Below are 26,000 nucleotides of genomic sequence, written 5' to 3'. Positions count from 1 at the left end.
TTGAAGAATGCATTGGAGAATTTACTGGCTAATGAGTGGATAAATACAGTAGCAATTTATAGCGTGACGATTTTGGCACTCGTTGTCTTTCTTGCCATCTTTGAGACTGTCACAAAATATAACAATTGGACAGAAATTAAACGTGGCAATATCGCTGTGGCGATGGCAACAGGAGGAAAGATTTTTGGTGTTGCCAACATTTTTGCAAATTCGGTGCGACACTTTGATTCGTTGCTTATGACGCTCATGTGGGGAGCATTCGGCTTTTTGTTGCTATTAATTAGCTATTTTATGTTTGAGTTTTTAACACCCGGATTTAACGTTGATGATGAAATCCAAGAAGATAACCGCGCAGTTGGTTTCATAGCGCTTGTTGTCTCGGTTGGATTATCGTACGTGGTTAGCGCAGGACTGGCGAGTATATAACAAAGGAGCGGACAGTATGAATTTGCTCATCAAAATTTTATATATCTGCTGTGGTATTTTCTTACTGGCAGGAATGATTTTCTTGATTTTCTATTGAAAAGAGCGGCGCTGTTTTACGGTGCCTCTTTGCGTTTTTTGTTCATGTTTTTAACTTATAAGGAAAATAAATACATAAAAGATACAATACGGTAAATATAAAGAGAAAATCGTGCATTTTTTTTAGGAAAAAGCAAAAAAACCTATTTAATTGTGTAAGCGATTACATTACAATAGAAGGGAGGAGCATTTTTTGCGAGAGGATTTTATGAACTGAAGGAGGCGAATCATGGAGTCTGTACAAAAGAGATGGGTGGCTCATTATCCAGAATCAGTGAAAGAGTCAATGGAATATGAAGCGTTGCCGATGCATGCGTTTTTCAAAAGAACGACTGAAAAATACCCGAATCAGGAAGCGGTTCATTTTTTGGGAAAGAAAATGACATTTGGAACGCTGTATGAGCAAACATTACGCTTTGCCAATAGATTGAAAGCGCTTGGTGTAAAAAAAGGTGACCGAGTGGCAATCATGTCAGCAAATTGCCCGCAAGCCGTCATTGGTTATTACGCAACATTAATGGTAGGCGGTGTCGTTGTCCAAACGAATCCACTTTATGTCGAGCGTGAGTTGGAGCATCAATTAAATGATTCTGGTGCAAAAGTATTGATTTGCCTAGACCTTGTTATGCCAAGGGTACGTAATGTGCGTAGTAAGACACCTGTAGAAACTGTCATTGTCACAAGCATAAAAGATTATTTGCCTTTTCCTAAAAACCTGTTGTTTCCGCTTGTACAAGAAAAGAAAGGCATGCCGAAAGTGAAGGTGACGTATGATGAGCGGACGTTACGCTTTACACAAATGATTAAAGAAGGTCAGGTTGAAGAAGCCAATGTGGTTGTTGAAATTGATGACTTGGCGTTGCTACAGTATACGGGAGGAACGACCGGTCCTGCAAAAGGCGTCATGCTCACCCATCGGAACCTTGTTGTCAATACGCAACAATCAAAAGCTTGGTTATATAAAACGAACCCATCTGAAGAGCGGATTCTTGGTGCGTTACCATTTTTCCATGTATACGGGATGACAGCGGTGATGAACCAATCGATCCTCACAGGTGCCGCAATGGTACTTGTCCCGAAGTTTAATCCAGAGGAAGTATTAAAGACGATTGAAAAGCAACGTATCACATTATTCCCCGGTGCGCCGACGATGTATGTGGCATTAATTAATCACCCTGATATTGGAAAGTACGATTTGTCGTCTATTAAAGCATGTTTAAGTGGCTCGGCACCATTGCCATTAGAGGTACAAGAAACGTTTGAGGAAATTACAAAAGGTCGTATTGTTGAAGGGTACGGGCTAACGGAAACGTCACCCATTGCGTGTGCGAACCCGGTATGGGACAAACGGAAGCCAGGTAGTGTAGGCATTCCTTGGCCAGATACAGAAGTGATGATTTATTCTGTAGAAAAAGACGGAGAAGCCGACATTGGCGAAGTGGGGGAAATTTGGATTAAAGGACCTCAAGTCATGTCTGGATACTGGAATCGCCCAGAGGCAACAGCCCAAGTTTTCCACGGGGAATGGTTTAGAAGTGGCGATATGGGACGGATGGATGAAGAAGGCTATGTTTACATTGTCGATCGCCAAAAAGAGCTCATTATTGCTGGTGGCTTTAATATTTATCCACGTGAAGTAGAAGAAGTGTTGTATAGCCACCCTGCAGTGATGGAAGCAGCAGTTATTGGCGTACCTGACGAATACCGTGGTGAAACGGTGAAAGCATTCATCGTACTGAAACCGGAGATGGAAGTGACAGAAAAGGATTTAGAAACGTATTGCCGCAAAAGCCTAGCTGCTTTTAAGATTCCACGTCTATATGAATTCCGCGAAGAATTGCCAAAAACGTTGGTCGGCAAGATCTTGAAACGGGCATTGATAGAGGAAGAGATGAATCAAAAAGAAGGAACAGAAAAGAAAGAAGCATAAAAAGGGCGATGCGCCCTTTTTTCTTTCTGAAAAATAATGGCTAAAAACACACTTGTCGAGCTGAACAGCGATACATATAATGTTAGATCCTAGTATTGCTATTGCACATAATTTTAGAGAAAAAAATGATTAAGTAGGGTCGCGAACAATGAATAAAAATAAATCAAGGCGACAACTGCCCATTGACAATTACTCTCACTCGTATTATACTACACATATATGAATGAACACTCATTCATATATGTGTTAAGGAGCGATGAAGTTGAGTAAAAAACGGGGCCAAAAATATGACCGGATTATTGAGGCGGCTGTGACCGTCATTGCAAAATACGGTTTTCACCAGGCGCAAGTAGCAAAAATTGCAAAAGAAGCTGGGGTCGCAGATGGCACCATTTATTTGTACTTCAAGAACAAAGAAGATATTTTAATTTCCTTGTTTGAAGAAAAGATGGGCGCTTTTGTGGCTGAAAGTAGAAGGAAAATTGGTTTAGAACAAACAGCGAAAGAGAAATTGCGTGTGCTTGTGCATGCCCATTTTACACAACTTGAAGCCGATTTTCATTTAGCAGTCGTGACGCAATTAGAGTTGAGACAGTCAAAGCCAGAGTTGCGTTTGAAGATTAATCATGTATTAAAAGGATATTTGTCACTTCTAGACGAATTAATTCAAGAGGGCAAAGATAGTGGTCTATTTTCTTCAGAACTAGATCGTTTGCTCGCTCGCCAAATGGTATTTGGAACATTGGATGAAGTCGTCTCAAACTGGGTGATGGCAGAAGGGAAGTTCTCTCTTGCGAAACAAACCGAGAAAGTGCAAAAAATGTTGCTGGACGGTTTGGTAGGTAAAGCCACATAGTATGGTCTTTGATGATGCTTTCGTTTCCAAATTTCTTGAAGGTGAATATGAAAGGAGGATGACATGATGTCATATACAGCATGGAAAGTAGAAGATGGGATTGCTTGGATTACATTAAACCGGCCACCAGCAAATGCGCTTGCGCGAGCTGTCATGGATGAGCTTGATGACCATTTTGAAACCGTATACAAAGATGAATCGATCAAATGTGTCGTTATTCATGGTGAAGGACGTTTTTTTGCAGCAGGGGCTGATATTAAAGAGTTTATTGATGTCGCTGACGCAAAAGAGTTCGCCAAGCTTGGAGAAAAAGGGCAAGAGACATTTAATAAAATTGAGCAGTCACCGAAGCCAGTCATCGCGGCAATTCATGGCGCTGCGCTTGGTGGTGGCTTGGAACTAGCGATGGCTTGCCATTTGCGTGTTGCTGCAGATGATGCAAAGTTTGGTTTGCCGGAGCTAAACCTCGGTTTAATCCCTGGTTTTGGAGGGACGCAGCGCTTACCACGACTCATCGGGCAATCAAAAGCGTTAGAACTCATGCTTACGAGTGAGTCAATTACTGGGACTGAGGCACACGCGTATGGCTTAGTCAATCGCGTTTGTGAACCAGCAATGTTACTAGAAGAGGCACGCAAGCTCGCCCAAGTCATTGCGGCGAAAAGTCCACTCACTGTTGCGCGTACACTGACACTAGCAAAGATGAGTGAAGGTGACTTGGCAGTTGGATTGGCAGAAGAAATTGCTTCTTTTGGTGATGTGTTTGCACGGGAAGATCGTGTTGAAGGGGTCAACGCATTTTTAGAGAAACGCAAGCCTGTATTTACAGGGAAATAATGATGAAGATACTTTAGGAGGGATTTAGCAATGAACATTTATGTGATTTTAAAACGCACATTCGATACAGAAGAAAAAATCACCATCGCTAACGGCAGCGTGCAAGAAGAGGGCGCAGAATTTATCATTAATCCTTACGACGAATATGCGGTTGAAGAAGCGCTCGTATTGCGCGACGAACACGGTGGTGAAGTAACGGTTGTCACTGTTGGTGAAGAAGATGCAGAGAAGCAATTACGTACAGCACTTGCGATGGGTGCCGATAAAGCGGTTTTAATTGACCGTGAGGATGTGGAAGAAAGTGATCCGTATACGACTGCTTCACTCCTACATGCTTATTTTGCAGACAAAGAAGTGGATATGATTTTAGCTGGAAATGTTGCGGTTGATGGTGGGTCAGGACAAGTAGGACCGCGGCTTGCGGAGTTACTTGATATCGCCCAAGTGACAACGATTACAAGTTTAAAAGTTGAAGGAAAAACAGCAACGATTGTCCGCGATGTTGAAGGAGACGAAGAAACTGTTGAAGTATCGCTTCCGCTCCTTGTTACTGCGCAACAAGGATTAAATGATCCACGTTATCCTTCATTACCAGGGATTATGAAAGCGAAGAAAAAACCGCTTGAAACGTTGGATTTAGACGATTTAGATGTAGATGAAGATGATGTTGAAGCAAAAACAAAGACAATTGAAGTGTTTCTCCCACCAGCAAAGCAAGCGGGCAAGAAGTTAGAAGGTAGCCCTGAGGAGCAAGTGAAAGAACTCGTCTCACTATTAAAAACGGAAGCGAAAGTACTTTAAGGAGGGCCTTTTCATGTCAGCGAAAAAGACGATCGTTTTAGCAGAAGTAAAAAACGGAGAGTTGCGCAACGTTTCATTTGAAGCAATCGCAGCAGCAAAACAGCTGTCTAACGGTGGAGAACTCGTCGGAGTTGTGGCTGGTGAATCTGTACAATCACTAGCAGGTGAACTATTTGCTTATGGTGTTGACCGTGTGATTGCTGTAGAGGACGCACAATTAAAACATTATACGACAGATGCATATAAACAAGCTTATTTGCAAGTATTTGATAAAGAAAAGCCAGAAGTTGTTGTACTTGGACATACGTCAATCGGAAAAGACGTGTCACCACGACTAGCAGTGAAACTTGATGCTGCACTGATTTCTGATGTCATTGCGCTTGAAGGCGATGAGGCACCAATTATGATTCGCCCAATTTATTCAGGGAAAGCATTCGAGAAAAAGCAACCTGCCGCTGAGGATGGCGCATTGATCGTGACCATTCGTCCGAATAACATTGTGGCTGGAGAAAAAGATGAGTCGGCAACGGGAGAAGTAGAAGTGATGTCTGTTGATATTACTGACTTGCGCGCAGTTGTGAAAGAAGTGGTGCAAAAAGCAACAGGCGGCGTTGACTTGTCTGAAGCGAATGTCATTGTTGCTGGTGGACGCGGTGTGAAAAGTGCAGACGGATTTAAACCTTTACAAGAACTAGCTGATGTACTTGGCGCAGCAGTTGGGGCATCGCGTGGTGCATGTGACGCTGAATACTGTGATTACTCATTGCAAATCGGTCAAACAGGTAAAGTTGTGACACCTGATTTATACTTTGCCATCGGTTTGTCGGGCGCAATTCAGCATTTAGCCGGCATGTCTAACTCAAAAGTCATTGTTGCAATTAATAAAGATCCAGAAGCACCGATTTTTGAGATTGCGGACTATGGCATTGTGGGAGATTTATTTGATATTGTACCGTTGTTGACAGAAGAGCTGAAAGCGGTGCTTGTGAGCAATTAAATTATTGTAAAAATGATGCGGGTGTATCGATACACTTCCGCATCTTTTTCGTTCTCTTTTCATCATATCAACCCATTTAAGCGCATAAACTGTGTGGACAAAAGGTTGATAGGTGTGAAAGGGGAATGAACATGCATAGTAGAAAAATGAAGTGGATATTCGGTGGTATGGAAGCATTTTTAGGAATTCCGCTCATAGGTGGTTTGTTCATAATTGGCATGTATTACACGCCGCTTGCGTTGATGCTCGTGCTACATATTATCGGGCTAGTTTTTGCTGTAAAGGAAGCGCGCGCAAAAACAGGACATGTTTTAGGAATTGTCGCCTCAACAATTGGTTGGATTCCTATTGTCGGAATGATTTTACACATCTTAACAGCAACCTTTCTTATGGTGGAAGCCTCTAAAGACCAATAATTAATCACGTTGAAGTCCCCCTTGTTTGTTTAAGACTCCGTTGGATGGGTAATTTAAATTGTATGGAGGTGCCGTGAGCAACTTTCTTTCCTTTCCTCGAATAACGGTGATATACTAAAGAGGAAGTGTTGGTTTCCGTAAACAATTTGAATGTGCTCCCTTTGTATAACAGAAGGTCTTTGATCATGAGGTCTGGAGCCAACGGATGTGGAGCAATGAAAGGGGATATAAAAAATGGCAATTGTTAATGCAACAGATCAAACTTTTACTGAAGAAACGAAAGATGGGGTTGTTCTCGTTGATTTTTGGGCAACTTGGTGTGGCCCGTGTAAAATGATTGCACCTGTGTTAGATGAGTTAGAAGCAGAGCTTGGAGAACGGGCAAAGATTGTCAAGGTAGATATTGATCAAAACCAAGAAACACCTGGAAAGTTTGGTGTGATGAGTATCCCAACATTGATTGTGCTAAAAAATGGTGAAGTTGTGGATAAAGCTGTCGGCTTTCAACCGAAAGAAGCGCTAGCTGAATTGGTCAATAAACATTTGTAAATGCTTCATCCGCCTTTCTTTCAGAGGGGCGGATTTTTCATCACGCAGGGAGGGAGGATTAAATGAACGAGACAATAAAAGGGAAAGTTGCACTCGTTCCTGTGCAACCAGGCTGTTATTTGATGAAAGATCGTCACGGAACGATCATTTATGTTGGGAAAGCAAAAGCATTGCGACAGCGTGTGCGTTCTTATTTTACAGGGAGTCATGATCGAAAAACGCAGCGTCTTGTGGCAGAGATTACAGATTTCGAATACATTGTAACATCAAGCAACATTGAAGCACTCATTTTAGAGTTGACGTTGATTAAAAAACATGAGCCAAAGTATAACGTCTTATTAAAAGATGACAAGACGTATCCATATATTAAAGTGACAAATGAAAAACATCCGCGATTGCTTATCACCCGTCAAGTGAAAAAAGATGGTGGGAAATACTTTGGACCTTATCCAAATGCGGGCGCTGCTAATGAGACAAAGAGACTGCTCGATCGTCTATATCCATTGCGTAAGTGTAACAAGATGCCGAACAAAGTCTGTTTATACTATCATATCAACCAATGTTTGGCACCATGTGTATATGAAGTGACCGATCAGCAAAATGGGAAAATGGTGCAAGAAATTACTCGCTTTTTAAAAAGTGGACATGCAGAAGTGAAGAAAACACTGACGAAGAAAATGCTTGAAGCATCAGAAGCACTTGATTTTGAACGGGCAAAAGATTTACGTGATACAATTGCCCAAATGGATCAAGTGATCGAGAAGCAAAAAATGGCGTTCAATGACCAAACAGACCGGGACGTATTTGGGTATACGTATGACAAAGGATGGATGTGCATTCAAGTTTTTTTTATTCGGCAAGGGCGTCTTATTGAACGAGATGTATCAATCTTTCCCATTTATCAAGAGCCAGCAGAGGAATTACTAACATTTATTGCTCAGTTTTATTTAGAGAAGAATTACTTGAGACCAAAAGAAGTGCTTGTATCTAAAGATGTTGATGCTGACATATTAGCTGAGTTACTTGAGGTGCGCGTCTATCAGCCGCAACGTGGACAGAAAAAGGCGTTACTTGATTTAGCAGAGGAAAATGCAGTGATTGCGTTACGTGAAAAATTTGCTCTAATTGAGCGTGATGAGGAGCGGACGATGCAAGCGGTGGAACGTCTTGGTGAGGTACTTGGCATTCCTATTCCGTATCGCATTGAAGCATTTGACCATGCGCATATTCAAGGTGTTGACCCTGTATCAGCAATGGTCACATTTATTAATGGCAAACCTGAGAAAAAAGCGTACCGGAAATATAAAATTAAGACATTAGATGGTCCAGATGATTATGAAGCGATGCGTGAAGTGTTAAGGCGTCGTTACGTCCGTTTATTAAAGGAGGAAGGTCCTCTCCCAGATTTAATCATTGTCGATGGCGGGGTAGGTCATATAAATGTTGCAACAGAAGTAATTGAAGATGAATTAGGCTTACACATCCCGATTTGTGGTCTAGCCAAAGACGATAAGCATCGAACATCGCAGCTGCTTATGGGGACACCACCGGTCGTGATCCCGCTGGAGCGAGATCAGCCAGTGTTTTATTTGTTACAGCGTATTCAAGATGAAGTGCATAGGTTTGCAGTGACATTTCATCGCAATACTCGTTCAAAACAGTTCTTTCGTTCTGTTTTAGATGACATTCCTGGTGTCGGTGAGAAACGGAAGCGTACATTGTTGAAAGCGTACGGATCAATTGCAAAGATGAAACAAGCTACAATTGTGGACTTGCAGCAATATGTCCCACAGAAAGTAGCAGAAGCAATTGTTGCAAAATTAGATAAAGAAGATGAATAGAGTGGGTACCTTTTGTCTCGGGTCACGAGATCGGAAAGTGCGAGCGTTGCACCCTAAAATGTATTAATCAATGAGTAGCGTTTCACTTTTGTCTATGTGAACAGTGAACATCGTGCTTTTCTTTTTAATCGTGCAATGAACAATGACTGTATGCTCAAGCCATCTTTCAAATTGTTCTGCTAGAAAACCAGCTTCAAGTTGATAACAGCGCGTATCGTCTTTTCCCATCCATTCACCTTCAAGCAAATAGGTGTATTCGTTTCTTTTCTGTTTAATAAGTTGAAGGGTTCCCCACTGTGCTTGCCGAAAAAAGTCAGGTAATGCTTCTTGTGACGGGAGGGAGTGTGTACGTGCAAGCGCTTTGCCTGTCCAATAAAGGAGCGCATCATGTTCTTTTCCAAGTATGTGTCGCAGCACATCATTGCGAATTAAGTTGTAAGCGAATTGTTGTTCCTCTACGTTGTTCATAGTCACACCTCAAATTCCGGAATACAGATCTCAGTTACATGAACGATATTCATGTGTAGGATGTTTCCTGTGTATTCCATTTTCTATTGTGTCCGTATTAACGGCTCAGGTCTCTTCTTTACTATCTTACCGTGCGATATTGATTTTGTCAGCTATTGTTTTTCTTTGAAAAAGGATGGTAGTAAATGATGAGTTCGGGTGATATACTAGATGGGATTAGGAAGATTTGAGAAATGTGAATGTCCAACTTCTAACCTCCAATATGACATTCAACAGCGAGGTGGGGAATGAAAAAACCAAAAGTACATGCGTGGAATCCCTTTCAACTCATTGTCGTTTCGTATTTAGCTGCAATGCTTTTGTTTAGTGTACTTCTATATTTGCCGATTTTTCATTTAGAAGGTGTGCAGGTGACCTATACGGAGTCGTTGTTTACTGCGGTGAGTGCAGTAAGTGTAACAGGCTTGGCGACGATATCTGCAGTAGATACGTTTAATGGCATGGGAATTATCGTATTAGCGTTAGCCATTCAATTAGGTGGGATTGGCATTATGACGTTAGGAACCTTTACGTGGCTAATTTTAGGAAAGAAAGTGAATCTGGCGCAACGTATGCTCATTATGGTTGATCAGAACCGGGTTCAAAACCAAATGAGCGGTTTAGTCCGGTTAATGCAAAGCTTACTCATGTTAGCAATGATTATCGAGATTATTGGTGGACTTATTTTAGGAACATATTATTTGAAACACTTTGATACGGTAGGTGAAGCGTACAAACAAGGGTTTTTTGGTGCGCTGAGTGCATTTACAAATGCAGGTTTTGATTTGACAGGTCAGTCTTTGCTTCCATTTGTTAATGACCATTTTGTTCAATTATTTACCATCTTATTGATTATTATGGGTTCGATTGGTTTTCCTGTCTTGATCGAGTGTCGTGAGTATATCGCAAAACGTGGGAAAGGCTTCCGCTTTAGTTTATTTACAAAATTAACGGTTTCCACGTACATGATTGTACTTGTTGTTGGCACGTTATCTATTTGGCTGTTTGAAGCGCGTGAGGCCTTTGCGAATATGTCTTGGTACGATCAGTGGTTACATGCGCTGTTTCAATCTACAACAACAAGAAGTGCTGGACTTTCTACACTTGACTTAAATGCCTTCGCCTTCCCAACTTTGTTGCTCATGTCGGGGTTGATGGTCATTGGCGCAAGTCCTTCTAGTGTCGGAGGTGGCATTAGAACGACAACACTTGCTGTCATGGTGTTAACGGTGAAAAACTTTGCGCTTGGGCGACGTGAAGTGAAAGTATTTGGTAGACAAATACATAAAGACGATCAAGATAAGGCATTTATGGTGTTAACGATTTCTGTAATGCTTTTAATTGTGTCATTGATTTTGATTAGTTTTTTTGAACAAGGCAATGGAATCCCGTTAATGGCCATGATTGTCGAAACGACATCAGCCTTTGGGACGTGTGGTCTTTCAACTGGCATTACACCAGAATTGACGCTGCCTAGCCAAGCGATATTGATGATGCTTATGTTTATGGGGCGTGTTGGGATTGTCGCGTTATTATTCTCTCTTCGTAAAAAAGAACAACAAAGCCATTTTCAATACCCGACAGAGAGAATCATTATCGGTTAGAGGGGGAGTTTCGTGCTCTTTCCTCTTTTTTTATGAAATTCGCGGTAAATTGAATCCGTTTTCTTGACGAGGCATTTTAAGGAGAGTAAAATGGACGTGTTCAACCAATTTTCACAGAGGTTATTTTGACACATGATTACATAGCAGGAGGTTCGGCCTATTGATCACTAGAGGAACATAGATGAACATTGTCTGCATCTGATCGAAGTAAAATGATAGTGGAGGGAAAACATGTATGGCTGTAGATCGCGCGTATTTTAATCGTAGGATTCATTCCTTATTAGGGGTGATTCCAATTGGGATTTTCTTGATTCAACACTTTATCGTCAATCACTTTGCAACAAGGGGACCTGATGCATTCCAACAAGCAGCACATTTTATGGAGAATCTGCCATTTCGTTATGCACTAGAGTTGTTTGTTATTTTCATTCCAATTATTTTTCATGGTGTTTATGGGGTGTATATTGCTTTCCAAGCGAAGAATAACACTGCCCGTTTTGGTTTTTTCCGGAATTGGATGTTCCGTATTCAACGCTTTACAGGTGTGTTTTTACTTATTTTTATTGCTTGGCATGTGTATCAGACACGTTTACAAGCCGCGCTTGGTGCCGAAGTAAATTACAATATGATGGCAGATATTTTATCAAGTCCATACATGCTTGCTTTCTATATTGCTGGCGTCGTCTCAGCGACGTTCCACTTTGCCAATGGTCTGTGGTCTTTTGCAGTCTCTTGGGGGATCACGGTGTCACCTCGCTCACAACAAGTCATGACGTACGTTTCACTTATTGTGTTTATCGTCCTGACGTATATCGGGCTTGCTGCAACGTTTGCGTTTATTTAAAATCTAAGTTTTGCTAACGGTTAGGGAGTGTATTGAATGAGTAAAGGAACAATTGCTGTTGTCGGTGGTGGTTTAGCCGGTTTAATGGCAACGATTAAGATCGCTGAACAAGGCGTGCCAGTCAATTTATTTTCACTTGTGCCAGTAAAGCGCTCGCATTCAGTATGTGCACAAGGTGGAATGAACGGCGCTGTGAATACGAAAGGTGAGGGTGACTCACCTTATGAGCATTTTGATGATACCGTATACGGTGGCGACTTTTTGGCAAATCAGCCACCAGTAAAAGCCATGTGTGAAGCTGCACCGGGTATCATCCATTTGATGGATCGAATGGGCGTAATGTTTAACCGAACAGCAGAAGGATTACTTGACTTCCGTCGTTTTGGTGGTACACAATATCACCGGACCGCGTTTGCTGGTGCAACAACAGGACAACAGCTGCTTTATGCTTTGGATGAGCAGGTCCGTCGTTTTGAAGTACAAGGACTTGTAACGAAGTACGAAGGATGGGAGTTTTTATCGGCGATTGTTGATGATGGTGGTGTGTGTCGCGGGATTACAGCACAAGAACTACATTCATCTGAGATCAAGAGTTTCCCAGCTGATGCAGTCATTATGGCTACTGGTGGTCCAGGAATTATTTTTGGAAAGTCAACAAACTCGGTCATTAATACCGGTTATGCAGCTGCGAAGTTGTATGAACAAGGTGCTGCGTATGCGAACGGAGAGTTTATTCAAATTCACCCGACAGCAATTCCAGGCGATGATAAACTACGCCTCATGAGTGAATCGGCTCGGGGTGAAGGTGGACGTGTCTGGACATATAAAGACGGTAAGCCATGGTATTTCCTTGAGGAAAAATATCCGGCGTATGGAAACTTGGTTCCGCGTGATATTGCAACACGTGAAATTTTCCACGTATGTGTGAATGATGGGCTTGGCATAAACGGCGAGAACATGGTTTATCTTGACCTTTCACATAAAGATCCGAAAGAACTTGATATTAAGCTCGGTGGGATCATTGAAATTTATGAGAAATTTATGGGTGATGATCCACGAAAAGTCCCAATGAAAATCTTTCCTGCTGTGCATTATTCAATGGGTGGTTTGTGGGTCGATTACGATCAAATGACGAATATTCCAGGCTTGTTTGCTGCTGGAGAATGTGATTACTCTCAACATGGTGCGAACCGGTTAGGTGCAAATTCGTTGTTGTCAGCCATTTATGGTGGTATGGTAGCCGGTCCAAAAGCCGTTGAATACGCACAAGGGCTGCAAACAACTGTAGAGGGGCTTTCTTCTACATTATTTGAGAACGAGATGAAGAAAGAACAAGACATATATGAGTCAATTTTACAGATGGATGGTACGGAAAATGCCTATGTCTTACACAAAGAGCTGGGTGAGTGGATGACAGACAACGTGACAGTGGTTCGTTATAATGACAAGCTACTGAAGACGGACGAAAAAATTCAGGAGCTCATGGAACGCTACAATAACATCAATATCCATGATACGGCGCGCTGGTCGAATCAAGGTGCGTCATTTACACGGCAATTAAGTGGGATGATGAGCTTAGCACGCGTGATGACGCTTGGTGCGTACCACCGTGATGAGAGCAGGGGCGCTCATTATAAGCCTGATTTCCCAGAGCGTAATGACGAGAAGTTCTTAAAGACGACAAAAGCAACGTACAACCCACAAACTGCAAGTCCTGACTTTGCATATGAGGAAGTCGATACATCGTTGATCAAGCCTCGTAAACGAGACTACTCACAGAAAAAGCAAGGAGCGAATTAAGAATGAGCGAAAAAACAATTACGTTTTTAATTACCCGGCAAGATGGTCCGGATGGCAACACGTATGAAGAAGAATTTAAGTTGCCGTATCGTCCAAATGCCAATGTGATTTCTTGCTTAATGGAGATACGTCGGAACCCTGTCAATGCGCGTGGCGAAAAAACCACACCGGTTGCTTGGGATATGAACTGTTTAGAAGAAGTGTGCGGCGCATGTTCCATGGTCATTAACGGCAAACCACGGCAATCATGTACAGCATTAGTGGATAAATTAACACAACCGATTCGTCTTGAACCAATGAAAACATTTCCGGTTGTACGTGACTTAATCGTTGATCGTCGTCGCATGTTTGATTCACTTAAAAAGGTAAAAGCGTGGATTCCAATTGACGGGACATATGACCTCGGTCCCGGTCCGCGCATGGCTGAAAAGCGCCGTCAATGGGCGTATGAGCTGTCAAAATGTATGACATGCGGTGTCTGTTTAGAATCATGTCCAAATGTTAATTCTAAATCTGATTTCATTGGTCCTGCCGCACTTTCACAGGTACGCTTGTTTAATGCGCACCCAACAGGTGAAATGAATAAAGAAGAACGGTTAAAAGAAATTATGACAGAGGGTGGACTGGCAGACTGCGGAAACTCACAAAATTGTGTGCAGTCGTGTCCAAAAGGTATCCCGCTGACGACGTCGATTGCTGCTTTAAATCGGGCAACGGCATTACAGTCATTCAAGAATTTCTTTGGTAGTGAGTAATCATCAAGGCTGTCTCTGTCTCATTTTGACGATAGAGACAGCTTGTTTTTTAGGGGGAAATGTAGATGAAGATACCAGCGTATATTCATGATTTGGATACATGGCGCGACTCATTTCAATTTTTTACGCCGATCCATGTTCGTTTTTCAGAGACAGATGCATTCGGTCATGTGAACAATACCGTTGCTTTTGTCTATTTTGAACAGGCAAGGCTCCAATTTTTTGAGCGCCATGGTTTAATGAAGCAATGGCTAAAAAAACCAATGGAAACGATGATTGTGACAGCGGATTTGCAATGTGATTATATTGCGCAAATGAAGTACGGGGACACAATTGAGATCGGGGTAAAGGTTGACAAACTTGGAACATCGTCGTTCGATGTGCATTATGTTGGATTAAATAATGGAGAGGTCTGTTTAACTGGACGGGGAACTTTAGTGCAAGTTGATGTAAACACAGGCAGAGCACGTCCAATAGGAGAAACAAGTCTGGCAGCATTACAAGCACTATAGTAAAAAATTAAAATTACACCGAAAAAAGCCTGCGTTTTTTGCAGGCTTTCATGCTTTAAATTTGCAATTCGCCTAGTCGTATCAATTCGATGACGGCTTGAGAGCGCCCCTTAACTCCCAGCTTCTGCATTGTATTAGATATATGGTTGCGAACGGTTTTCTCGCTAATAAAAAGCTTATCGGCAATTTCTTTGGTCGTGTGATCTTGGATGAGTAGTTCGAATACTTCGCGTTCCCTTCTCGTTAGTAAGGGTTTGTTTTCGAAGTCTGCTCCTTTCAATATGTTCACTCCTTCATGCCGGGCCAAGAGCTGGTCTGAAATATGACCTAAAAGGCTTTAGTCACCACAGTATATGTGTAGAGGGAGAGAGGTGTGAATAGGCGATTTCAGAGGAATTTTCTTCCCAACATTTGTTTATTTCACATGACAGTCAAACATATTATTCCTGATATGTCATTCTATGTTGAAAGGTGAAAAGCGTCATGCTATAATGACGTTGTTTCATTTCCAGTTGGAGAAGCATTCGTTGACCATATGGATAGAATTGTGCCTGATGGGGAATTCTGGAGATAAACATAAGAGGCGCTATATCCGTCGTGTTGTTCATTTTAGATTTAAGAAAAGCTAAGAGAAAAGAGGAATCTCATATGGCAGAAAAAACATTTCATATTACATCAGAAACAGGTATTCATGCGCGGCCAGCCACGCAACTCGTCAATAAAGCAGGACAATACGCATCTGAGCTCACGTTGTCTTACAAAGGAAAGACTGTGAATTTAAAGTCAATTATGGGCGTCATGTCACTTGGTGTTGGCAAAGGTGCTGACGTAACAATTAAAGCTGAAGGTAGCGATGCAGAGGAAGCACTTGCTGCAATCGAGAAAGTGATTCAAGAAGGGCTGGGAGAGTAGCAGATGGGCGACTTGTTAAACGGAATTGCTGCATCGACAGGTGTGGCAATTGCCAAGGCTTTTGTGTACAAAGAGCCCGACCTAACGATCAAAGAGAAAACAACAAATCATCCAAGCGAGGAATGTGCTCACTTGGATAAAGCACTTGATAAGGCACGTGGTGAGTTAGCACATATTCAAGAAAAAACCCGTCAGGAGCTGGGCGAGGAAAAAGCAGAAATTTTTGCAGCGCATTTACTCGTGTTAAGTGATCCTGAGTTTGTGGAGGCAACAAAGTCTAAAATTGAGACGGATAGAGTGACTGCTGCGTATGCGCTGGATAACGTTGCAGCGATGTTTGTTGCGATGTTTGAGAATATGGACAATGATTATATGCGTGAGCGAGCAAGTGATATTCGCGACGTCTCTAGGCGCGTGTTACGTCATTTATTAGGCATTGACATGTCTTCTCTTGCGGATATTAGAGAAGATACAGTCATTATTGCGCATGACTTAACTCCATCTGATACGGCACAATTAAACCCGGCAGTCATTAAAGGCTTTGCCACGAACATAGGGGGACGGACGTCTCATTCAGCGATTATGTCTCGTTCACTTGAAATCCCTGCTGTTGTTGGGACAAAAATGATTACTGACAAAGTTGAAAATGGGATGATGATTATTGTTGATGGTGTAAGTGGTGTGGTTATTGTAGATCCAACAGAGGAAGAATTAACGTTGTATCGTGAGAAGCAAGCAGATTTTCAGAAACAAAAAGCCGAATGGGCAAAGTTGGCGACGAAAAAAACAATGACACAGGATCATCACCATATTGAGCTTGCGGCAAATATTGGAACACCAAAAGACTTAGAAGGAGTATTACAAAACGGTGCTGAAGGCATTGGTTTGTACCGTACTGAGTTCCTCTATATGGACCGAAGTGAGTTGCCAAGCGAGGAAGAGCAATTTGCAGCGTATAAAGAAGTTGTGGAACGTATGGAAGGGAAGCCAGTTGTCATTCGTACGCTTGACATCGGTGGAGATAAAGAATTGTCTTATTTAAATTTACCCGAGGAATTAAATCCATTTTTAGGCTTTCGGGCCATTCGATTATGTTTAGAACGCGAAGATATCTTCAGAACGCAATTGCGGGCATTACTTAGAGCAAGTGTCTTCGGTAACTTAAAAGTGATGTTTCCAATGATCGCGACATTGGAAGAATTGCGTGCAGCAAAACACTTGCTGGAAGATGAGAAAGCGCGCTTAACGAGCGAAGGCATTGACACGTCCGATGAAATGGAAGTTGGTATTATGGTTGAAATCCCTTCTACAGCGGTTGCGGCTGAACAATTCGCTCAGGAAGTCGATTTCTTTAGCATTGGTACAAACGATTTAATTCAGTATACGTTAGCAGCGGATCGAATGAATGAGCGTGTTGCTTATTTGTATCAACCGTACCATCCGGCAGTTTTGCGTCTTGTCCAAATGGTTGCAGAAGCAGCACATAAGCATGGAAAATGGGTTGGGATGTGCGGAGAAATGGCTGGAGATGAAACAGCGATTCCGTTGTTGTTAGGATTAGGTTTAGATGAACTAAGTATGAGTGCGACGTCTATTTTACCAGCACGGAGTCAACTGGCATCAATCAAAAGATCCGAAGCAGTGCCGCTCGCTCTGGAAGCCTTAAGGAAAGGTATAGCAGAAGAAGTAAAACAACTTGTGCAGGCCAAGTATGGCCAGGCGACAAGGTAAAGGTATCATAAAAAAACAAGCGTTCTTGCAGCGCTTGTTTTTTTAGCGGAAAAAGGTGTTGCTGAATGGGCGGCATATTAGGTAAAATAGTTTATAATAGGTATGGTGTGTAGATAGAAATATAAAGATTAGCGGGGACAAACGTCGATGTAAGTGCCATTGCTTCTCTGAAAGGATTGAATTTGATGAACACGCATGAGCAAAGAAATGAACATCAATTTGCCGATATTGAACGGTCTTTACGTAAAATATCCGACTTAGTGAAGCAAAAAGGGCGCGAAATCCTCGCTCATTTCCCCATTACACCACCACAGTTTGTGGCGTTACAGTGGTTAAATGAATATGGTGATATGACCATCGGTGAATTGTCGACCCGTATTCATCTGGCGTGCAGCACAACGACAGATTTAGTAGACCGTATGGAGAGGAATGGTCTAGTCTCTCGTGTGAAAGATGAAAAGGACCGACGTGTTGTTCGTATTCATTTACTCGAAAAAGGTCAAACAATTATCCAAGAAGTGATTGTAAAACGACAGCAATACTTGGCGGAGATGTTAACTGATTTTAGCTGTGACCAAGTTGATTTATTAGAAGCAAATTTGCATGTGCTTTTAAAAACGATGAAGGAAAAACGTGCGGCGCGTTCGGAACAATAGAGGAGAGATAAAGCATGAATAAGCCAATAGGCATCATTGATTCGGGTATTGGGGGACTTACGGTTGCAACGGAAATTATTAGGCAACTATCAAAAGAGAGCATTGTGTATATCGGAGATTCGGCTAGGTGCCCCTACGGTCCAAGATCGAGAGAAGAAGTCAGGAGATTCACTTGGCAAATGATTGACCGCTTATTGGAAGCAGATGTGAAGATGATTGTGATTGCCTGTAATACAGCAACGGCAGTTGTATTAGAGGAAGCCCGAAATAAATTATCTATTCCTGTTGTCGGTGTGATTCGTCCGGGTGCAATTAGTGCGATCCAAGCAAGCGAGCGCGGTGAAATTGCAGTCATCGGCACATCGGGCACGATTGATAGCGGCGCGTACACAGTTGCGCTGACTGCGATTAAAGGAGATGTTGTGGTCGAAAGCTTAGCTTGTCCGCTGTTTGTTCCGCTTGTAGAGCAAGGAATTGTGACTGGCCCCGAAGCGTTGGCAGTTGTCAAACAATCACTTGCACCGTTACAAACAACGACATTTGACACATTGATCTTAGGGTGTACGCACTATCCGCTATTAACATCTGTGATTGCGTCGTGTTTACCACCACATGTGAAAATCATTTCATCTGCAAAGGAAACAGCACGGGAAGTGAGCAGCTTGTTGTTCCACTATAATCAAGCGCAACAAGGAGACGTGATGCCTACTTACCGCTTTTACACAACGGGTGATGCAGCTCAATTTAAGCAACTTGCCGCTCAATCACTGCATGTAGAGACAGGGCTTGTTGTTGAAGTTGATTTAGCGTCTCGTCTACCGGCAGATACATATGATCATTCTATTGTAGGAAAAGGATTATGTTCATAGTCTTTTTTCTTTTACCCCCTTTAAGTTTCGCACAAAAAGTTGTATGATATAAGAAGTGATAGACACTTTACGATAAGTCTCTGCAGTAGTCAGGATGATCTGCTTATCATAAACAAAACAAGTGAAAACTGTTTTAAATGCTTGTTTGTATTTTGTTGTAAAGGAGTTGAAAAAGATGTCATTTGTCATTTTGAGTCCTTGTATTGGAGAAAAAGCCGGCGAATGTGTCGATGTATGTCCAGTAGATTGCATTGAAGAAGGCGAAGACCAATATTACATTAATCCCGACATTTGCATAGATTGTGGCGCGTGTCAAGGTGTATGTCCAGTAGATGCAATTGTAGAAGAATATGAAATGAAGCCTGAAGACGAGAAGTTTTTGAAGAAGGCAGAGGAATTTTTTGGAGTTGAGGATTAAGGAGTAAAAGAAAGCGCCATGAGGCGCTTTTCTTATGCAACTGGACATTTCCATATATTTTTGTATAATAATGTAGCGGGAAAATTATTTTTCCGAACAAGATCAAGGATTGTTTAGGCGTCACACCTACACATTGTATCTTGCAAATACGAATAGGATAGGTGAAATGAAATGGAAAAAGCATATCGGGTACTATTGTATTATCATTACACAACGATCGAGGATCCGGAACAATTCGCGGCAGATCATCTTGCGTTTTGTCGTAGTTTGAATTTAAAGGGGCGCATCTTAATTGCGGGCGAAGGCATTAACGGGACAGTGTCCGGTTTAAAGGCAGATACGGATGTATATATGGCTGCAATGGAAGCAAATTCGTTATTCAAGGATATTATTTTTAAAATTGACCTTACTGACGCGCATGCATTTAAAAAAATGCACGTACGCCCACGCGAAGAACTTGTGACATTACGCTTGCATGAAGATGATATTGATCCACGTCAATTGACGGGAACATATTTATCTCCAAAAGAGTGGAAAGAAGCGATGTTGCGCGATGATACGGTTGTCATTGATGCGCGTAATGACTATGAATATGATGTTGGACATTTTCGTGGTGCGGTTCGTCCTGATATTAAAACGTTCCGTGATTTACCTGACTGGGTACGAGAAAATAAAGCGCAGTTTGAAGGCAAGAAGATTCTTACTTACTGTACCGGTGGCATTCGTTGTGAGAAATTTTCTGGATGGTTGAAGCAGGAAGGATTTGAAGATGTGAGCCAATTACACGGTGGGATTGTGACTTACGGGAAAGATCCAGAAGTACGTGGGGATATGTGGGATGGACAATGTTACGTGTTCGATGAACGTTTAACCGTTCCCATTAATCAAGTTGATCCAACCGTTGTAGGGAAAGACTATTTTGACGGTACGCCATGTGAGCGTTATGTCAATTGTGCAAACCCGGAATGTAATAAGCAAATTTTATGCTCTGAAGAAAATGAGCATCGCTATATGCGCGGATGTACTTCGGCTTGCCGTGTTCATCCTCGTAATTTATATGTGAAAGAGCACAACCTTTCTCCCGATGAACAACAGGAACGTCTTGCGCTTTTAGGAGAATCTTTGCCGGCATACGAATAAAGGGAGCAAAAAGCATCTCGGTTGAGATGTTTTTTTGTTTTATAGGAATATCGTAGGTCTAAAAGGAAAGTAGGCTCGTATACATAGGAGTACAACCAATCTGGGAGGGAATTTTATGCGCAAATTAGTTGGAATGGGTGTGTCATTCGTTGCAGTATTGGTCTTCAGTACAGCATGCTCGCTAGGAGCAAGTGATCAATCGGAAGAATTAGATACGCCACCAATCACGTATGTGTCTGAAGAAGAGGCTGATAAACTGAAGCAAGGTGAAGAAGATGGAGCAGAAGAAGCCAATGAAGGAACGGATAAGGAGACAGAACCGAAAGATGATCAATCAGAGGCGTCTCGAAATCAGCGAGAGTTATATTTAATTGACGCAAATGGTATGGTGGTGCCACAAACCTTTATATTACCAAAAACAGAAGCAACAAAGCAGCAAGCGCTGGAGTATTTAGTCGAAGGTGGTCCGATACAGGAGATGCTGCCAAACGGATTTAGAGCCGTATTACCGGCGGGAACAGAAGTGTCGGTTGAAATGATGACAGAAGAAAACATTGCAGTGGCTAATTTTACAAGCGAGTTCAATGACTACCATGTGGCCGATGAGCGTGCATTGTTAGAGGCAGTGACGTGGACGTTAACGCAGTTTGATGATGTGGATGAAGTGAAGGTACAAGTAGACGGCTATGAGCTAACTGCGATGCCACAAGGCGGTACACCTATTAAAGGAAATTTGAGTCGCGCAGATGGAATTAATTTAGAAGCAAGTGGCGTTGTTGACATGACAAACAGTGAAGATGTAACGGTGTATTTCATCGGATCACAAGGAGAAGATACTTATTATGTTCCTGTGACGCGGCGGATAGAAAATACAGAAGACGTGGTGACAGCAGCGGTAAACGCGCTCATTGAAGGACCGGAGCTTTCTACAAACTTATTATCTAGTTTGTCTTCAGAAGTGAGATTACTTGAAGCCCCAACAATCAATGATAAAGAAGTGATGTTAAATTTTAACGAGGCGATTCAAGCAGGAAATGACACGCAAGAAATCCGAAATGACGTGTTAGAAGCCATTGCTCTTACGTTGACAGAGCAAGAAGAGATTGAGGCAGTGACGATTACAATTAACGGTGAAATGGAGACGACTACTGAAGAAGGGCAAGTTGCGGCAACGGTGACACGACCAGAGACGTTAAATGAAAGACCATTGTAGGGAAATAGGCGCCTACGTACTGTAGGTGTTTTTTTCTTATGTTATAATAGACGATGAGGAACAGGACAGTTACGGAGGGAACAGTATATGCGGCAAGATGGACGATCGAAATCAGAAATACGTACAGTGAACATGATTCCCCATTTTACAAAATATGCCGAAGGGTCGGTGCTCATCGCGATGGGTGACACAAAAGTGATTTGTACCGCGAGCATCGAGCACCGCGTCCCGCCTTTTTTACGTAACAAAGGAAAAGGGTGGTTAGCAGCAGAATATTCCATGTTACCGCGTGCGACTGCAGAACGCACAGTAAGGGAAGCCGCAAAAGGTACGCGCACTGGACGAACAATGGAAATTCAGCGTCTCATTGGACGGGCATTGCGTGCTGTGATTGATTTAGATAAAATTGGTGAGCGTACACTTTGGGTTGATTGTGATGTCATTCAAGCGGATGGAGGAACACGGACGGCGTCGATTACTGGGGCTTACGTAGCAGTTGTGTTGGCGTTAAAAAAAGCCCGAGATGAGGGGCTGATTACGAAGTGGCCCGTAAAAGATTTCTTGGCAGCCATCTCCGTCGGGATTTTATCAAAAGAAGGTGCTGTATGCGATTTATGTTATGAAGAAGATGCGAAGGCTGAGGTTGATATGAACGTTGTTTGCACAGGAAGCGGCAAATTTGTTGAAGTGCAAGGAAGTGGAGAAGAAGCGGTATTTAGTGAGGCGCAACTTACGGAATGTTTATCTCTAGCAAAAAATGGGATTCGAACATTGATTGAAGAGCAACGAGCAGTATTAGGAGATGCGGTCTCATTTATTGACACAGCAGCAAATGGAGATGGTTCATATGAGTGAAATCATTATTGCGACAGAAAATCAAGGGAAGATTGCAGAGTTTGAGGCGATGTTATCTCCAACATGGGAAGTGAAATCGCTATATGATTATCCAACATGTCCGAGCATCATTGAAGATGGCGCAACGTTTCATGAAAATGCCGCAAAAAAATCAGAGACGTTGTCCCGATTTTTAGGAAAAACGGTCATTGCTGACGACTCAGGTTTGATGATCGATGCATTAGACGGCGCACCAGGCGTCTATTCAGCACGTTATGCCGGTGAAAGTCGTAGTGATGAAGAAAATATTAAAAAAGTCCTGTCTGAACTTGCGGAAATGGCACCTTCACAACGTACTGCTCGTTTCTATTGTGTCATTGCGATCAGTGAACCAGGAAGCAAGCCCCGATTTGTTGAAGGTACATGTGAGGGGAGTATTGCAATCGAACCCAGTGGAACACATGGATTCGGCTATGATCCAATATTTTTTGTTCCTGCGTATGGGAAAACGATGGCACAACTTTCCCCGGAAGTAAAAAATAAAATCAGTCATCGTGCTAAAGCATTGGCAGTATTGAAGCAAGTAATAGGAGGAACAAAAAATGAAAGTATTGATTGTCAGCGATAGCCATGGCTGGCAAGCCCCATTGCAACAAGTGATTGAAAGACACGCAGAGGAAGTCGAGCAAATGATTCATGTTGGGGATTCCCAGTTGCCAGCAGATGCCGAAGCTTTATTAGGTGTACATACAGTTGCGGGTAACTGTGATATGCCAGCCGAATTTGTTCAAGAGCGATTGTTAACGTGGGAGAATGTTCAAGTATGGGTGACGCACGGGCACTTATATGGGGTGAAGAAATCATGTCAAACACTCGTCGCAGCTGCTAAAGGAAAAGGTGTACCGGTCGTTGTCTATGGGCATACGCACGTGGCGATCTCAGAAATGGTTGATGGTGTTTTATGTATTAATCCAGGGAGCATTCGTCTACCTCGTGGCTACGAGCATGGGACATATTGTATTGTTGATGTAAATGAGGGGGCAATTGCTGTCTGTTATTTTACAATTGAGGGACGAGTTGTTGAAGAAATGAGCCGGACATTTTCTCTTTAATACAACGCTACAGAAGGCACGTAAAAGAGATGTCGTATTTATTTGCCGGCTCAAGGCTTCTAAAAAAACCATTGACAATGGTGAATTTTTCCGGTATATTTATATTCGTCGGTTGTGAGAAAATGTATCGAGTCTCACGCTTACGTATAAGTAACCATATGAAATGCAGTTGATCATGTGCGGGTGTAGTTTAGTGGTAAAACCTCAGCCTTCCAAGCTGATGTCGTGGGTTCGATTCCCATCACCCGCTTTTAAATGTGTCCCAGTAGCTCAGCAGGATAGAGCAACGGCCTTCTAAGCCGTCGGTCGGGAGTTCGAATCTCTCCTGGGACGTTGTTAACTATTTAAGAGTTAGATTGAAAACCCTTGAAAGTGTTGATATACCAGTGCTTTTGGGGTTTTTATTTTGGAGAGAAACAACGCGAAATTCAGTGTAACAAAAAGAAATTAATGACGTGGCGCAGTTCAAAGTCCACACAGTTGTTGCATCGGTATCTGACTGTTCACTGAAAAACACAAAAAAACGCCGACTAAAGCCGACACCATCATAGTGGGGGTAACCACTGTGACAAATATTCTACCACACTTTTGATAGTGTTTGCGAAAAATAGTTTCATTGTGCTATACTGGACTGGCAATAACATACGGATCTTTAAGGGTGACGGCACTTCCCGTAGAAGGGAGGTGTTGCGTGATGACAACATTTGAAGCGCTGATGCTTATGTTTGTTTTTGGCGGTTTGATTGTGTCAATTACATCACGAGACAAGAAATAAACCACCCTTAAGCGCTGGCATGCAGTTAGGGTGGTCCATCCTCTGAAAGTCGGCTGTCCCTCTTAGGGAGTCCAGTTATTGCAGACCATGGGTGTTACGAGCACCTGTGGTCATTTTTAGTTTATGCATCTCTTGAGTTCAGTATACATGCAGTATGTGGGGTGCGTCAAGTGTATTTTCGGTGTGTAAAACACGTATACTTCACAGCGTTTACGTAATATGCGTTATAAGATCTATTCTTTCTTTAAGTACAATTCAAAATTCAATTGTGGCCATAATGAGTCAAAGTAGGTAAATCAGTTCATTAATTGGCTGTGACGCGCGTGATTCTAGCATCAATGACGTGTCATAGTGATTTCCTTGCGAGATTTGATGTAAAATGTTAATGTGAAGGTGTTAAAGTTAACAAAATAAAAAGGAGGGGTTTGTATGTTTAAAAAGATGTTTGTAAGTATGATCGCAGTATTGATAGTGCTCATGTCAGGTTCCACTTTTGTAAAAGCATCAGATTTAGTAAGCGAGGTACCAGTTATTGAAGGACCTGATATTGTTTGTATGCCCATTGGATCAAATATCGAAGAAATCTTGAAGAAGTACTATAAAGGTACTGGGGAACATGGACAAGAGCTAGAGATGATTGTTGCAACGCTGGATGATGTGGTTGAAGAAGAAGGGGATTACTTATTCGCGTTTATTGACAGTTTTGATACTGACAAGCCCGGTATGCATGGTGCCATTCTTGCGATTGAAACAGCGGGTGGAGAGTTTGAACAACGTATGATTGATATTGTCGTTGGTTGTCCTGAGTTGCCTATACGAAACTAATATTTACTATTAAAATGTGGCTGGATATGAATAAATTCTCTTAAGCACAGGCGGTTCTATCCTCTGAAAGTTAGCAAATGTACTTAAGGGAAAGACCGTGGGTGTTTTCAGCACTCGCGGTCTTTTAAAATGTGCTACTGGACGTAGTCCTTACTCCTGCACTTTATATCTTGGTGTCGCAATCTCTTTTAAGATGTCTAAAAGGCATCTGTCAGTTAAATGCGCTTCATCATAGAAGAAAACGGTCCATCCAATACGATTAAGCTGGCGAGAAATTTTCTTTTCCAATGTTGGAGAGAGCGTTCTGACTAGCGCAATTTGATAGGGAACAAGGGCAATATTTGCACACACATAAGGTAGTTGATAGTCTAGACTTGGATAATATCCATTGTGATGCAAGTATTGACAGATTTTTCGCTCTGGTTCATGTGGACATTTTTCCCATTGATTTGTGACGAGGACAAGTGTAGCACGACGTCTATGAAAGCGACTTTTGCGCCAAATGTTCTTCCATAATCGATATAATTTATTCATTAGTAACCACCACCTGTTATGACATCATGAAATAAGACATATCTTCATATATGATTTCCGTTTTTACGGAGAAATATGACAGCGAGAGAAGAAAATGAGATGAAGAAACAACCATTTAAAAATGACTGTGTGAAATGAAACAAGATGTTTGACCCAAAGTCGTAAGAGGCGTATAGTGTAGAGAAGGTAAAGTTTGTTTGGAAGGAGGTG

At 42.2% G+C, this 26,000-nt stretch carries 29 protein-coding genes and 2 tRNA genes; 28 read left to right on the top strand and 3 right to left on the bottom strand.

Annotation, left to right across the window (positions count from 1 at the left end):
• Positions 1-12 precede the first annotated feature (12 nt).
• From BLT29_RS07990 to uvrC, 9 genes are all read left to right on the top strand, one after another.
• Complete coding sequence (locus BLT29_RS07990) at positions 13-426, top strand: DUF350 domain-containing protein (RefSeq protein WP_090775830.1); 414 nt, start codon at positions 13-15, stop codon at positions 424-426.
• 325 nt (positions 427-751) lie between these two features.
• Positions 752-2,452 (top strand): long-chain-fatty-acid--CoA ligase, encoded by a 1,701-nt coding sequence (locus BLT29_RS07985; protein ID WP_090775794.1) that lies wholly within the window; start codon positions 752-754, stop codon positions 2,450-2,452.
• 262 nt (positions 2,453-2,714) lie between these two features.
• A complete protein-coding gene (gene fadR / locus BLT29_RS07980; RefSeq protein WP_090775793.1) occupies positions 2,715-3,308 on the top strand; it encodes a fatty acid metabolism transcriptional regulator FadR in 594 nt (197 codons plus the stop codon).
• A gap of 66 nt (positions 3,309-3,374) precedes the next feature.
• Positions 3,375-4,145, top strand: a complete 771-nt coding sequence (locus BLT29_RS07975) for an enoyl-CoA hydratase (protein ID WP_090775792.1) — start codon at positions 3,375-3,377, stop codon at positions 4,143-4,145.
• Positions 4,146-4,175: 30 nt separating this feature from the next.
• On the top strand, positions 4,176-4,946 hold the full coding sequence (locus BLT29_RS07970; protein WP_090775791.1) for an electron transfer flavoprotein subunit beta/FixA family protein: 771 nt from the start codon (positions 4,176-4,178) through the stop codon (positions 4,944-4,946).
• A 13-nt stretch (positions 4,947-4,959) separates the two neighbouring features.
• On the top strand, positions 4,960-5,943 hold the full coding sequence (locus BLT29_RS07965; RefSeq protein ID WP_090775790.1) for an electron transfer flavoprotein subunit alpha/FixB family protein: 984 nt from the start codon (positions 4,960-4,962) through the stop codon (positions 5,941-5,943).
• A gap of 125 nt (positions 5,944-6,068) precedes the next feature.
• The gene (locus tag BLT29_RS07960) at positions 6,069-6,359 is read left to right on the top strand and encodes a G protein-coupled receptor family protein (RefSeq protein ID WP_090775789.1); all 291 of its coding nucleotides are present in this window, start codon (positions 6,069-6,071) and stop codon (positions 6,357-6,359) included.
• A 234-nt stretch (positions 6,360-6,593) separates the two neighbouring features.
• Positions 6,594-6,908: a thioredoxin gene (trxA, locus tag BLT29_RS07955; protein ID WP_090775788.1), complete on the top strand. Its 315-nt coding sequence runs from the start codon at positions 6,594-6,596 to the stop codon at positions 6,906-6,908.
• A 62-nt stretch (positions 6,909-6,970) separates the two neighbouring features.
• A complete protein-coding gene (uvrC, locus tag BLT29_RS07950) occupies positions 6,971-8,749 on the top strand; it encodes an excinuclease ABC subunit UvrC (protein ID WP_090775787.1) in 1,779 nt (592 codons plus the stop codon).
• Positions 8,750-8,812: 63 nt separating this feature from the next.
• Here the strand turns inward: uvrC and BLT29_RS07945 are convergent, their stop codons facing one another.
• Positions 8,813-9,217 carry a DUF2507 domain-containing protein gene (locus tag BLT29_RS07945; RefSeq protein WP_090775786.1) on the bottom strand — a complete coding sequence of 135 codons (405 nt, stop codon included), beginning with the start codon at positions 9,215-9,217 and terminating at the stop codon, positions 8,813-8,815.
• A 287-nt stretch (positions 9,218-9,504) separates the two neighbouring features.
• Here BLT29_RS07945 and BLT29_RS07940 point away from each other — a divergent pair, with 287 nt between their 5' ends.
• The 5 genes from BLT29_RS07940 (at position 9,505) to BLT29_RS07920 (ending at position 14,771) form a co-directional block, all read left to right on the top strand.
• The gene (locus BLT29_RS07940; RefSeq protein ID WP_090775785.1) at positions 9,505-10,860 is read left to right on the top strand and encodes a TrkH family potassium uptake protein; all 1,356 of its coding nucleotides are present in this window, start codon (positions 9,505-9,507) and stop codon (positions 10,858-10,860) included.
• Between the two features lie 235 nt (positions 10,861-11,095).
• Positions 11,096-11,704: a succinate dehydrogenase cytochrome b558 subunit gene (locus BLT29_RS07935; RefSeq protein ID WP_090775784.1), complete on the top strand. Its 609-nt coding sequence runs from the start codon at positions 11,096-11,098 to the stop codon at positions 11,702-11,704.
• A 36-nt stretch (positions 11,705-11,740) separates the two neighbouring features.
• The gene (sdhA, locus tag BLT29_RS07930) at positions 11,741-13,504 is read left to right on the top strand and encodes a succinate dehydrogenase flavoprotein subunit (RefSeq protein WP_090775783.1); all 1,764 of its coding nucleotides are present in this window, start codon (positions 11,741-11,743) and stop codon (positions 13,502-13,504) included.
• A gap of 2 nt (positions 13,505-13,506) precedes the next feature.
• Complete coding sequence (gene sdhB / locus BLT29_RS07925; RefSeq protein ID WP_090775782.1) at positions 13,507-14,259, top strand: succinate dehydrogenase iron-sulfur subunit; 753 nt, start codon at positions 13,507-13,509, stop codon at positions 14,257-14,259.
• A 65-nt stretch (positions 14,260-14,324) separates the two neighbouring features.
• Entirely contained in the window at positions 14,325-14,771 is a 447-nt protein-coding gene (locus tag BLT29_RS07920) for an acyl-CoA thioesterase (protein WP_090775781.1), read from the top strand.
• Positions 14,772-14,826: 55 nt separating this feature from the next.
• Here the strand turns inward: BLT29_RS07920 and BLT29_RS07915 are convergent, their stop codons facing one another.
• The gene (locus tag BLT29_RS07915; protein ID WP_090775780.1) at positions 14,827-15,051 is read right to left on the bottom strand and encodes a helix-turn-helix domain-containing protein; all 225 of its coding nucleotides are present in this window, start codon (positions 15,049-15,051) and stop codon (positions 14,827-14,829) included.
• Positions 15,052-15,419: 368 nt separating this feature from the next.
• Between BLT29_RS07915 and BLT29_RS07910 the strand changes: the two genes are divergently transcribed.
• From BLT29_RS07910 to BLT29_RS07850, 14 genes are all read left to right on the top strand, one after another.
• On the top strand, positions 15,420-15,683 hold the full coding sequence (locus BLT29_RS07910; RefSeq protein ID WP_090775779.1) for a phosphocarrier protein HPr: 264 nt from the start codon (positions 15,420-15,422) through the stop codon (positions 15,681-15,683).
• Between the two features lie 3 nt (positions 15,684-15,686).
• Positions 15,687-17,414, top strand: a complete 1,728-nt coding sequence (gene ptsP / locus BLT29_RS07905; RefSeq protein ID WP_090775778.1) for a phosphoenolpyruvate--protein phosphotransferase — start codon at positions 15,687-15,689, stop codon at positions 17,412-17,414.
• A 185-nt stretch (positions 17,415-17,599) separates the two neighbouring features.
• Positions 17,600-18,070 carry a MarR family winged helix-turn-helix transcriptional regulator gene (locus tag BLT29_RS07900; RefSeq protein ID WP_090775777.1) on the top strand — a complete coding sequence of 157 codons (471 nt, stop codon included), beginning with the start codon at positions 17,600-17,602 and terminating at the stop codon, positions 18,068-18,070.
• A 14-nt stretch (positions 18,071-18,084) separates the two neighbouring features.
• A complete protein-coding gene (racE, locus tag BLT29_RS07895) occupies positions 18,085-18,939 on the top strand; it encodes a glutamate racemase (protein WP_090775776.1) in 855 nt (284 codons plus the stop codon).
• A 175-nt stretch (positions 18,940-19,114) separates the two neighbouring features.
• Complete coding sequence (locus BLT29_RS07890) at positions 19,115-19,357, top strand: ferredoxin family protein (RefSeq protein WP_090775775.1); 243 nt, start codon at positions 19,115-19,117, stop codon at positions 19,355-19,357.
• Positions 19,358-19,528: 171 nt separating this feature from the next.
• Positions 19,529-20,497 (top strand): oxygen-dependent tRNA uridine(34) hydroxylase TrhO, encoded by a 969-nt coding sequence (gene trhO, locus BLT29_RS07885; protein ID WP_090775774.1) that lies wholly within the window; start codon positions 19,529-19,531, stop codon positions 20,495-20,497.
• Between the two features lie 115 nt (positions 20,498-20,612).
• Entirely contained in the window at positions 20,613-21,710 is a 1,098-nt protein-coding gene (locus BLT29_RS07880) for a GerMN domain-containing protein (RefSeq protein ID WP_090775773.1), read from the top strand.
• 87 nt (positions 21,711-21,797) lie between these two features.
• Positions 21,798-22,565, top strand: a complete 768-nt coding sequence (gene rph / locus BLT29_RS07875; RefSeq protein ID WP_090775772.1) for a ribonuclease PH — start codon at positions 21,798-21,800, stop codon at positions 22,563-22,565.
• Complete coding sequence (locus BLT29_RS07870) at positions 22,558-23,172, top strand: XTP/dITP diphosphatase (RefSeq protein ID WP_090775771.1); 615 nt, start codon at positions 22,558-22,560, stop codon at positions 23,170-23,172. Before rph ends, BLT29_RS07870 begins: the two co-directional genes overlap by 8 nt.
• A complete protein-coding gene (locus BLT29_RS07865) occupies positions 23,147-23,656 on the top strand; it encodes a metallophosphoesterase family protein (RefSeq protein WP_090775770.1) in 510 nt (169 codons plus the stop codon). The genes BLT29_RS07870 and BLT29_RS07865 overlap by 26 nt, the downstream gene beginning before the upstream one ends.
• A 179-nt stretch (positions 23,657-23,835) precedes the next feature.
• Positions 23,836-23,906 (top strand) — tRNA-Gly (locus BLT29_RS07860).
• Between the two features lie 9 nt (positions 23,907-23,915).
• Positions 23,916-23,989, top strand: a tRNA-Arg gene (locus BLT29_RS07855).
• 361 nt (positions 23,990-24,350) lie between these two features.
• Complete coding sequence (locus BLT29_RS14035; protein ID WP_367576287.1) at positions 24,351-24,431, top strand: putative holin-like toxin; 81 nt, start codon at positions 24,351-24,353, stop codon at positions 24,429-24,431.
• 429 nt (positions 24,432-24,860) lie between these two features.
• Positions 24,861-25,256, top strand: coding sequence for a hypothetical protein (locus tag BLT29_RS07850; protein ID WP_090775769.1), 396 nt, complete (start codon positions 24,861-24,863; stop codon positions 25,254-25,256).
• A 150-nt stretch (positions 25,257-25,406) separates the two neighbouring features.
• On the opposite strand, the gene BLT29_RS07845 is transcribed toward BLT29_RS07850, so the two are convergent.
• Positions 25,407-25,790 (bottom strand): hypothetical protein, encoded by a 384-nt coding sequence (locus BLT29_RS07845; protein WP_090775768.1) that lies wholly within the window; start codon positions 25,788-25,790, stop codon positions 25,407-25,409.
• Positions 25,791-26,000: the final 210 nt, after the last annotated feature.

It is taken from the genome of Shouchella lonarensis, from assembly GCF_900096965.1.
Lineage (GTDB): Bacteria > Bacillota > Bacilli > Bacillales > Bacillaceae_D > Shouchella > Shouchella lonarensis.
This window is presented reverse-complemented; position numbering and strand designations above follow the sequence as displayed.